This is a genomic window from Xanthomonas cucurbitae (assembly GCF_002939885.1).
GTDB lineage: Bacteria > Pseudomonadota > Gammaproteobacteria > Xanthomonadales > Xanthomonadaceae > Xanthomonas > Xanthomonas cucurbitae.
On record NZ_MDED01000181.1, the window covers coordinates 1 to 254 of the forward strand.

General features: G+C 66.1%; 1 pseudogene. It reads left to right on the plus strand.

Annotation, left to right across the window (positions count from 1 at the left end):
• Positions 1-254: pseudogene (locus tag XcuCFBP2542_RS19260) on the plus strand (xylose isomerase); the annotation flags it as partial.

A 254-nucleotide genomic window follows, 5' to 3' on the forward strand; every position in this document is an offset into this window, starting at 1 on the left:
TTCCTGGCGCATATCGGTGGCATGGACGCGTTCGCGCGCGGGCTGGAAGTGGCCAATGCACTGCTGACGGCTTCGCCGCTGGAAACCTGGCGCAAAGAGCGCTACGCCAGCTTCGACAGCGGCGCCGGTGCGGCGTTTGCCAACGGCAGCAGCACGCTGGCCGACCTGGCCAAGCACGCTGCCGGCAATGCGCCCACGCAGATCAGCGGCCGCCAGGAAGCCTACGAGAACCTCATCAATCAGTATCTGACGCG